At 69.3% G+C, this 9,290-nt stretch carries 6 protein-coding genes; 1 reads left to right on the top strand and 5 read right to left on the bottom strand.

Annotated features, from left to right (window positions below; genetic code table 11):
- The first annotated feature begins 605 nt into the window (after positions 1-605).
- Complete coding sequence (locus EV648_RS34655; protein ID WP_132299328.1) at positions 606-2,249, top strand: IS1634 family transposase; 1,644 nt, start codon at positions 606-608, stop codon at positions 2,247-2,249.
- A 40-nt stretch (positions 2,250-2,289) separates the two neighbouring features.
- Here the strand turns inward: EV648_RS34655 and EV648_RS34650 are convergent, their stop codons facing one another.
- The 5 genes from EV648_RS34650 to EV648_RS34625 form a co-directional block, all read right to left on the bottom strand.
- Positions 2,290-2,943 carry a hypothetical protein gene (locus EV648_RS34650; protein WP_132299326.1) on the bottom strand — a complete coding sequence of 218 codons (654 nt, stop codon included), beginning with the start codon at positions 2,941-2,943 and terminating at the stop codon, positions 2,290-2,292.
- A gap of 523 nt (positions 2,944-3,466) precedes the next feature.
- A complete protein-coding gene (locus tag EV648_RS34640; protein ID WP_241995892.1) occupies positions 3,467-6,739 on the bottom strand; it encodes a chromosome segregation ATPase in 3,273 nt (1,090 codons plus the stop codon).
- Entirely contained in the window at positions 6,736-7,389 is a 654-nt protein-coding gene (locus EV648_RS34635; RefSeq protein ID WP_132299322.1) for a hypothetical protein, read from the bottom strand. Before EV648_RS34635 ends, EV648_RS34640 begins: the two co-directional genes overlap by 4 nt.
- Positions 7,386-8,030, bottom strand: coding sequence for a hypothetical protein (locus EV648_RS34630; protein WP_199234977.1), 645 nt, complete (start codon positions 8,028-8,030; stop codon positions 7,386-7,388). Before EV648_RS34630 ends, EV648_RS34635 begins: the two co-directional genes overlap by 4 nt.
- Complete coding sequence (locus EV648_RS34625; RefSeq protein WP_132299320.1) at positions 8,027-9,217, bottom strand: hypothetical protein; 1,191 nt, start codon at positions 9,215-9,217, stop codon at positions 8,027-8,029. Before EV648_RS34625 ends, EV648_RS34630 begins: the two co-directional genes overlap by 4 nt.
- Positions 9,218-9,290 lie beyond the last annotated feature (73 nt).

Genomic DNA, 9,290 nt, shown 5'->3' with positions numbered 1-9,290 from the left:
GAGGTCGTGGGAGAGTAGGACGTCGCCGGACATTCACACTGTTAAGGGCCACCCACACCGGGTGGCCCTTAACATTTCCCCCACCAACCCCACACCACGCCGGCGCGAGCCCGGTGCCTCCCTCGCGAGCCGGCGGAGCCACTCGGCCAGCGCGAGCCCGCGGCTGACGGCCAGCCCAGCCGCTATCGCCCTCGGCGCGGTAGTCGCGCGGCCGCCCCGCCGGCGGGCGAGTCCGTAGCCCGGCCGACCAGCTCTGTGACGGCGCTGGAGCAACCGGCCCACACGCCGGCTCACCCGGCATCGGGCCTTGAACTCGAGCTCACCTGGAACTGGACCGCGAACTCGCGCTGGTGAAGCGTCCTTGCAACAGCCGTACTCCGGCGCTTGCCAGGGGCTGATGCGGAGACCCCGACAACCTTCCGGCCGCCGGCCGCCGCCCTCCAGCGAGAGCGGGCTGCGTTCTTCTCGCTGGTGACAAGCGCGGGTGTTACGGCCTGAGTTGGGTCACCTGAATAGATCTTCAGGGGCTGGAACGCGCTGACCTGCGGATATGCGGTTGGTTAGTGCGCCGTCAAGGCACTAATCCGGGTCGGTATGATCGGCTGGTGGCCTGGGTTCGGAGGGTGCGCACGGCCTCGGGGGCCACGGCGGTGCAGATCGCTGAGTCGGTCGCGGGTCGGCGTCGGATCGTTCGTCACGTCGGCTCGGCGCGTGACGAGGCCGAACTGGGCCTGCTGATGGAAGAAGCGAACCGGCTGCTTGCTGATGATCGTCAAGGAGTCCTTGACCTCGGCATCACCCCGGCCGTCCCGAAGGCTGTGCTGCTCCCGCCATCGACACAGGCGGGGCTGTTCGCCAGCACCGCGACCCCGCCGCCAGCGCGACAAATGGTGCCGCGCCTGCGTGTCCTCAAGAGCTCCTCAGGGCTGCTCTACGACGCTCTTGCTGGGGTGTACTCCAGCCTCGGCTTCGACGTCGTGGACGACGAGGTCTTCCGCGACCTGGTGATCGCACGCGTGGTCGAGCCGACCAGTCTGCTGGACGTCGACCGCGTCCTGGCCGAGATGGGCCGGGTGTCAGCGAGCCTGTCGACTCGCAAACGCACGCTGCGGCGCGCTCGGGAAGGGACCTATCGCGACCAGATCGCGACCGCATGCTTCAACCACGCCCTCACCAGCGGCGACGTCAGCCTGGTGTTGTACGACGTCACCACGCTCTACTTCGAGGCTGACAAGGAAGACGAACTACGGAAGGTCGGCTACTCCAAGGAACGCCGCGTCGACCCTCAGATCGTGGTCGGGCTGCTGGTGGACCGGCGTGGGTTCCCACTCGAGATCGGCTGCTACGAGGGCAACAAGGCAGAGACCCTCACCATCGTCCCGATCGTGAAGGCGTTCCAGGCACGGCACAACCTGGCCGACATGGTCGTCGTGGCCGACGCCGGGATGCTGTCCTCGAGCAATCTGAAGGACCTCGAGAACGCTGGGTTGCGGTTCATTGTCGGATCCCGGGCGACCAAGACGCCAACGGATCTGGAGTCCCATTTCCGTTGGCATGGGACCGCGTTCACCGACGGCCAACTCATCGACACCATCACCCCACGCACCGGGCTCCACAAGGACGCGGCGAGCAACCCGAAGACCAAAGCCGAGCCTGTCTGGGATCCCGACCAGCATCCCGGGTCCTGGCGGGCGGTGTGGGCCTACTCGACCAAACGCTCAGTCCGCGACACCAAGACCCTGACCCTGCAGGAGAACCGCGCCAAGGCCGTCGTTGCCGGGGAGAAAACCGCGCGCACCCCGAGGTTCGTGAAGAACACCAACGACGGACACGTCCTCGACGAAGCCTCACTGGCCCGGGCACGCCGACTGGTCGGGCTGAAGGGCTACGTCACCAACATCCCCGCCGGCGTCATGCCCGCAGGCGAGATCGTCGCCAGCTATCACGATCTCTGGCAGGTCGAGCAGTCCTTCCGGATGTCAAAGACCGACCTACGTGCCCGGCCGATCTTCGCCCGCACCCGCGACGCGATCGAGGCCCACCTCACCATCGTGTTCACCGCCCTCGCAGTCAGCCGCGCCGTGCAGAACCGGACCCGGCTCTCGCTACGACGGGTCCTGCGCACCCTCAAGCCACTGCGCTCGGCGACCGTCGAGATCAACGGCGTCACGACCACCATCCCGCCCGCGCTCAGCCCGGCCGAGGCCGCAATCCTCAACGCGATGCAAGCCCCGACCGCGAGGCACTAAAGCATTTGGCCCAACTCAGGGCTGGTGACAAGCGCGGGTGTTACGGGGATTCGGGGGCTATGCCTACTAGGGCGGCTGCGGCGCAGATGTGGACGGGGGTTAGGTCTGCGGGGGCGACCGGGGCCTGGAGGAGGGTGCCTCGTTCGAACGGGGTGAGGGCTATATCGATGCCGTGGGCGCCGGCTACGAGGCCTCGGACGTACGTGAGCCAGCCCATCATCGGGATGCCGCGGCGGAAGACGCCGGCGGCTGCGGCCAGTTCGGTGTCGGCGATGCTAGCCCATTCGGGTTCCCAGATGGTGACGACTGCCCGGAGTACCTGGGCGAAGCGCTCGGACTGGGTGAGGGCGTCTTCATCACTCCAGTGGAGGGTCAACTGGTCGGCGACGGCAGTGAGTGTTCCACCCATGGAGAGGTCGAACAGCCAGGGGAGGTCGCCGGTGCTCTGCAGGTGGAGGCGGGTGGTACTCGAGCCGTTCGAGAGGACCTTGGTGGTCGCCTCGACCATCTCCTCCAGCGGCGTGGCAGCCTCGGTCTCGAGCACGTGGTATCCCCAGCGCTCGTCCTGCGTCCACAGGTGCACGTCGGGGAAGGCGACAGCGACGGCCGTCAGCGTGCGCCCGACTCGAAGCGCGCGGTGTTCGACTGATTCATCCCGGTGAGCCCACTGGGCGCGCAGCAGCCAAGATGCCATCTCACGCCCTCCGATCAGCCGCCGGCTGGACCTGTCCAACGGACGGTACGCCGATCGGTGAGGGGTTGGCCAGAGCTCCGCCTACTCCGTGTGAACAGCTGAAGCGGACCCGAACGTCCCTCTGCTGACACGTCACCACTCCAGTGTGAAGCAGCCCCAGGTCACCCCCAACCACCGGGGTCCCCTTTCCGCAGCATCCCGCCAAAAACCAGCTCACGCCCACACTCACCCCAGGCCCCCCCGACCTCGCGTCCACCAACACCCTTCAGTAACCAACCCCCGCTCCTACCCCACCGCCCCCACCACCCCAAACCCACACGCCCGTCAGACCCACCCCAGCCATTACCCACTGTGACCCCAACCTCACTTCCAACCCAACCCGCCTGCCCCGCCCGGACAGACACTGCTGCACCCACCGATCTGCCCGGCCCTGGCGTGTCTGGAGGGCGGCATGGTGGGATCGCACCCGGGCCCCAGAGGGTGCCTGAGCAGCGGCGGGGCGTGGATTGTGGGTGTGCTGGTGTTAGGCCGGGTTCTCGGTGGGTTGGCTTGCGGGTTTGCGCGTTGGCTTGGGGCGGGAGGGCTTATTGGGAGTCTGCCCGGCCTCCTGCGGCAGGGCGGCCACAGTGGTCGCGGTGGGAGCTGCCAGCGTGGGGTCTGCAGGGGTTGTGGCGTCTTCGAGGGTGGGGGTGGGGAGGTCCAGGGTGGGGCGGGGGCCTCGGTAGGAGTCGAGCCAGTGGCGGAGGAGTTCTACCCGGGCGGCGTACTCCTCGTTGCCCTTGACCACGGGGGACTGGTTGTAGGCCATGGTGTCGGAGCTTCGGCGGAGTTTGACGTAGAGGCGGGATGAGGAGAGGGCGTAGCGCTCCATGTCGTCCTGGAGGGCGCCGATCACCGTGATGTTGCGGTCGCGGCCGATCTGCTCGAACAGGGCGACGGCCTCCCGGCGGTGCTGGGAGCCGAGGTTGCGGCCGAGTTCGTCGAGGATCAGCAGCAGTGGCCGGTCGCTGCCACCCGCCAGGGCCGCGGCGCAGACCAGCTTCACGGCCTTCTCGTCCATCTGCGCCGTGTTGCCCTTGACGTTGAACGCCGAGAACGGGCCGCCCTCGGAGCGCCGCCACTTCGGCGTGACGGTCCACCGCCACGGCTTGTCCGGCTCCGCCGGCGGGTCGGGCTCTGGGTACTCCAGCTTCGCTCCGTACCCGCCGTACTGCTGGTCCAGGCGGTCGAACTCGTTCGACACCAGGCGCAGCCGCGCTTTGATGCCGTCGGCAAGGGATGCGCGGTGGGCCCGGGCTGTGCTCTCCGCCTCGCCGAGTCCCTCGCGGGCACGCTCGAGTGCCGCGTTCCGCTCGGCGCGTTGGCTGGCGATCTGCTTCTGCTGCAGGCTGTCGAACGTCTCGTGCTGCGCGAGGTGACTGGCGAGAGTGCGCTGCAGCGCCGGCACGAGGCCGACCCGCGCGCCCAGCGTCCCGTTCGACCAGCCGTCAGGACCGTTGAGGATCTCCCACAGCTCTGACGGGATCTCTTCGCGGGACCGGGCGTTCGGGAAGCAGCGGCGTACGACGTCGTCGAGTTGGGTGCAGGCCTGGTGGTTCCAGTCGGCGGTCGTACGGCGCTGGGCGTCGTCCGGCAGGCCTAGCAGGTACTCCGAAGCCTCGGCGGGCGTGGATCCCCAAGCGGTGGCGCGGGTGACCAGGTCGAGGTCGGTCTGCTCCTCGAGCAGGGTGAGCCGACGGCGGCCGAGGTCGTCGAGGATGCGGTCGAAGTCGCGCCGAGTGGCCTCGAGGTTCTTCAGGCGCTCGTCGCGGACGAGTTGCTGCCCGGCCGCGGCCTCGGCTGATTCCTTGGCCGCCTGGAGCGCGGGCGCCAGGGCGTCGCGGTCGTTCTCGTGGCGGTCGTTCGCCTCGCGGAGGGCGAGGATCTGCTCCTGGACATCGGAGGCGGTCCCGAGCGCGCGGGCGGCTGCAGTACGGCGTTCAGCTTGTTCGACACGGGCGCGGGCCTGTTCGAGCGCGGCAGAAGCCTCGGCGCGCGCTTCTACGGCGGCCTCCAGGCGGCGGCGGGCGGCCTCGATCCGAGCGGTCCGGCCGGTGATCGCCTCTTCGAACTGCCCGACGGAAACCACACCAGCGGCCTCGTCGATGACCTCCTTCGCAGAGCGCTCGGCCAGCGCCGCGAAGAACGCGTCGAGCTTGAATCGCTTGTCCGCGGAGGAGGGACCGCCCTTGAAGGCGGCAACGCCAGGGCGGTTCGCCTGGATCAGCAGGAAGCCGGGGTAGCCGGCGTCGCTCAGCGCGGAGGCGGCCAATGCCGAGTCATCCGCGGCGACCACGACGGCCTCGCGGTACGGCGCGAGCCGCGGTTCCCACTCGGCGCGGTCCTTGACGGACAGCTCGGTGATGTCGGTGAGCGCGCCGCATTCGATCCCGGCGTTCTCCAGCACCTGCTGCTGCGGAGCCGAGACCGTCTGGCCACTCTCCGCTTCGCGCAGTTCGGCCGTCGCCTGGTCAACGTAGGAGCGCGCCCCGTGATCCAGCCCGATGTGCTCCTCGAGCACAGCGCGGGCCTCTTCCTGTTCCTCGGCCGCTGCGGCGAGGTCCCGTCCGTCGGCCGAGCGACCGTCGTCCAGCAACCGCCGGTGCTCCTGGCCGAGACGTTCGAGCTGCTCGCGGACCGAACGCTGCGCCAGATCCAGTTCACGGTCGCGGGCGTCGAGCTTGTCGCGCTCCTGCCGGGTCAGCTGGACGTCGCGGAGCAGGTTCTCCTCGCTGCCGAACGCCTCGATCTCGCTGTCGACAGACTCGCGCCGGGCTTCCTGTTCGGCCACGCGCTGGTCCAGCTCGGCGAGCTCGTGCAGGATCTCGCTGTTCCGGGCGTCGCCGTCGACCAGGTGCCGGGCGTAGCGCGCCTGCCAGGATTCGCGCGCGGCAGCCAGGGCCTCGCGCGCGGCGGCACGTTGCAGGATGCCCGCCTCGACGGTCGCCATCTCGTGCTCCCACCGCTCCAGGTCAGCCGTCGCCTGCTTGGTCGCCTCGCGCTGGGTGTGCTCGGCGGAACGATGAGCCTGCTCCTGCTCCAGCTCGTGATCGAGCCCGGTCAGCGTCGCGATCGCGTTGAAGATGCGGGCCGGGCCGAGCTCGTTCAGCGGCTCGGCCAGCAGGTTGGCCGTCGGCGACGACCTGACGGACGTCGAGAGGAACGACACGCAGCGGACCTGGCCGCCGTACAGGACGGTGGAGAGCTTGTTCGCGTGGAAGTCGGTGCGGCCGTTGGAGTGGGGGAGCGCCGCCCACAACGCGTCCGCGCCGGCCGCGCGCTCGGCCTCGGTCGAGCCGTACGGGACGTGCAGGCCGTTCTTCCAGCGGAGATCCAGGTACGACGCTTTGCGGTTGATCCGGATCCAGACGGTGATCGTCGCGGCCTCGATGTCGGCGAGCTCGGTCAGGTCAGGGTCGGAGAAGACGCCGACGATGTAGCCGCGGTCGACGTTGGACCAGTTGCCTTCCTGGCCGGCTGCTTCTGCGGTGAACAGCAGCTCGGCAGCACCCGGGGCGCCGCTGGTGAGACGCCACTGGTCGTCGGCGTGGAGCAGCGAGAGCGCGGCGATCCACGAGGACTTGCCCGCGCCGTTCGAGTCGGTCGGGCCCTGGCCGGCGACCGTGACGAGGCCCTGGCCGACCATAGGGATCGGGTGCGTCGACAACCGGGACAGGTCGACGACCTGGACACCGAGCAGCACCTTCGAGCCGAGGATGTCGAACGGGCCGTCCTCAGCCGGGGTGGGTGTGCTCATGCCGCTCCTTCTTCCGTGGTGACGCCTTTGCGAGCGCGGATGGCCTCCGCGATCGGGCTCGACGGCGCGGCCGCGAGGATCAGCTGATCCTGCAGACGGCGGCGCGCGGCCGGGGTGAGTCGTTGCAGTTGCGGGCCGGGGATGTAGCTCGGTCCGCCGGAGTGGTCGCCGGACAGCTGGATCAGCCCGGCGGCGCGAAGTCGTTGCAGCGCGAGCCTGCGCTCCTCGCTGCTGATCTTGGTGGTCCGGAGCTCGTCGACCGTCGTCGGGCGCGCGGACTTCCAGCTGTCGCCGGTGAGGATGCCTTCGCTGCGGGGGATCGCGACTGAATGGACCAGCACGAGCACCAGTACTGCGCGGTCGACCGCCGGCAGCGGTTGCCAGCCTTGGGCGGTCAGCGTCTCGGCCACGTCGTCTGCGTAGCCGGCGGTCCAGTGGGTGCCGTCGACGTGCACGAGGGTCCGACCGATGAGCTTCAGCATCTTCTGGACCTGGCGGCGCAGGGTCACGTCACGGAGCCCGGCTAGCTGGGCCTCGGGCACCGGATGCGCCGCGTACTGCACCGCGCTGAAGGCCGCGAGCACCTCGTCGCGGCTGCGATCGCTGAGGTCCTGCAGCAAGGGGTCGAACAAGGCGTGCTGCTCGGTCACACGTCCCCCTCAGCTGCAGCGGAAGAGGTAGGCGAAGCGCCCTCGGAGGGGAGCGGGTCGGGTTCGGGGTCCAGGTGGTCGCGCGGTGTCAGTACTGCGGTTGGCGGGTCCGGGAGGATTCGGCAGAGCTCGCGGAGGCCGGTCAGCTGGGATGGCCCCCAGGTGATGACGCGCGGCCCCAGGCGGACTTCGCTGGCTTTCTCGTTCCAGATCAGCCAACTCGTCGCGTTCAGGCGGCGGAGGCTGCCGATGATCAGGGTCAGGTCGCTCGACTGCTCGGACCGGCCGCGCAGACCGGCGTACACGGCCTTGACCTGTGCGAGTGTGCCCACGACGCCCGGCCAAGCGGGGCCGCTCCGATCCGGCCAGCAGCAGGTCACGCAGATCGCGAGCACTCGAGCGGTCTCGTTCGGCTGCTCGACCGCGACCGGCGGAGTGCCGAGCTCCTCCAACACGCTGTGTCCGGCCCCGTCAGGAAGCGTCGGCAGCATCCATACAGATTCGCCGTCGGGTTCGGCCGCGCGGGTCAGGCCGGCGACGGCCGGGGTGTCAGGTGAAACTTGCAGAGGTCCAGCCGACTGCACCTTCGCCCACCACAACGCGTTGTAGCTCCGCCCGCTCTCCGCTGCCTCCGCGGTCATCGCTTCACCCGCCTGAACGAGCCGTGCGTCGCCCACGGAGTGCCAGCTGACGGATCGATCCTCATCCCGTCGGACCAGACGAGCTCGTAGTCCAACTCGTCGTGCAGGTGGGCCGCGGTCAGCTCCGCGAGGACCCGGCGCGCGGTGATCCAGTCGCCCGAGTCGTCCACGATGTCGACGACGTCTACGCTGTCGCGTCCGGCGAGGATCCGCTCGGCCTCGGCGCGCAGATCCTCGCGATCCGTCGCCGCGGCGGACTCCGGCGCCTCCGTCTCGGACGACGGTCGCGGCGGCGCCATCCGCGCAGTACCGGTACGACGGCCTGATTCGACCGCCTCGAGCATTCCCTCGGGCGAGAAATCCGGCGCGGCGGCGTCGAAGAGCAGCCCGTCGAGCACTCCCGCGAGCACCTCCGTCTCGCTGCTCCGGGTGAACGTCAGCCAGGTCTCGATCGGCAGCAACCCGAGCGCGCGCGTAGTACCGGCTCGCTCGACAAGTCGGCCGGCAGCCAGTTGCACCGCGTCGGCATAGGCGGCCAGGGACATCCGGAGCTGGGTGCACGCCCGGTGCAGAGCGGGCCACCGGTCGAGGACGATCCGGTGCACCTTCTCGGCCTGCTCGATCAGCCGCTCGTTACCCCAGGCGAGCTGCGCGTTCTCCCGCAACTGCGCGGTCGTGCTGGTGGACACCAGGATCGACAGCTCGTTTCCGAGCAGCCGGAACACCTTCGTCAGGCGCTCGATCGACGCTTGACCCTGCTCGGCGGTAGCTCGCGGATCGCTCACGCTGTGTGCCTCGAGGGTCAGCAACTGGTGCAGCTCGGCCTGGCCGCCCTGCACCGACATCCGCTTGAGGAACATCAGCATCACGTACGGCGCGAAGGCGGCGCGGTGGCGCAACTCGTTCGGCCGGTCGACCAGTTTGGTGATCGCGCCGTACTGCCGCAGGACGTCGAAGCGGCGGACGATCACGTCGTGCGGGTAGCCGCGGCAGGCGAGGGTGGCCTGCTCGACGGTCAGCCCGTCGCTGCCGGCCTCGGCGAAGGCGTCCAGGATCGCCTGGTCGACGTCGAGCAGTTCGGGATCGACGATCATCGCGCCGGCCTCGCGGGCGAGCACCGCGAAGACCTGGCGGTAGACCCGCAGTACGGCCGCTTCGGCTTCAGCGTCCAGCAACGTCGCGTCCATCGCGAACCTCCTCCCGTGTGCCCGGCCGACCCGACAGCCTAAGCCGTCGAGAGCCGGAAAACGGACTCTACTG

The organism is Kribbella sp. VKM Ac-2568 (assembly GCF_004345365.1).
Lineage (GTDB): Bacteria > Actinomycetota > Actinomycetes > Propionibacteriales > Kribbellaceae > Kribbella > Kribbella orskensis.
The sequence above is the reverse complement of the archived record's forward strand: the minus strand, read 5'-3'. Positions and strand labels throughout refer to the sequence as shown.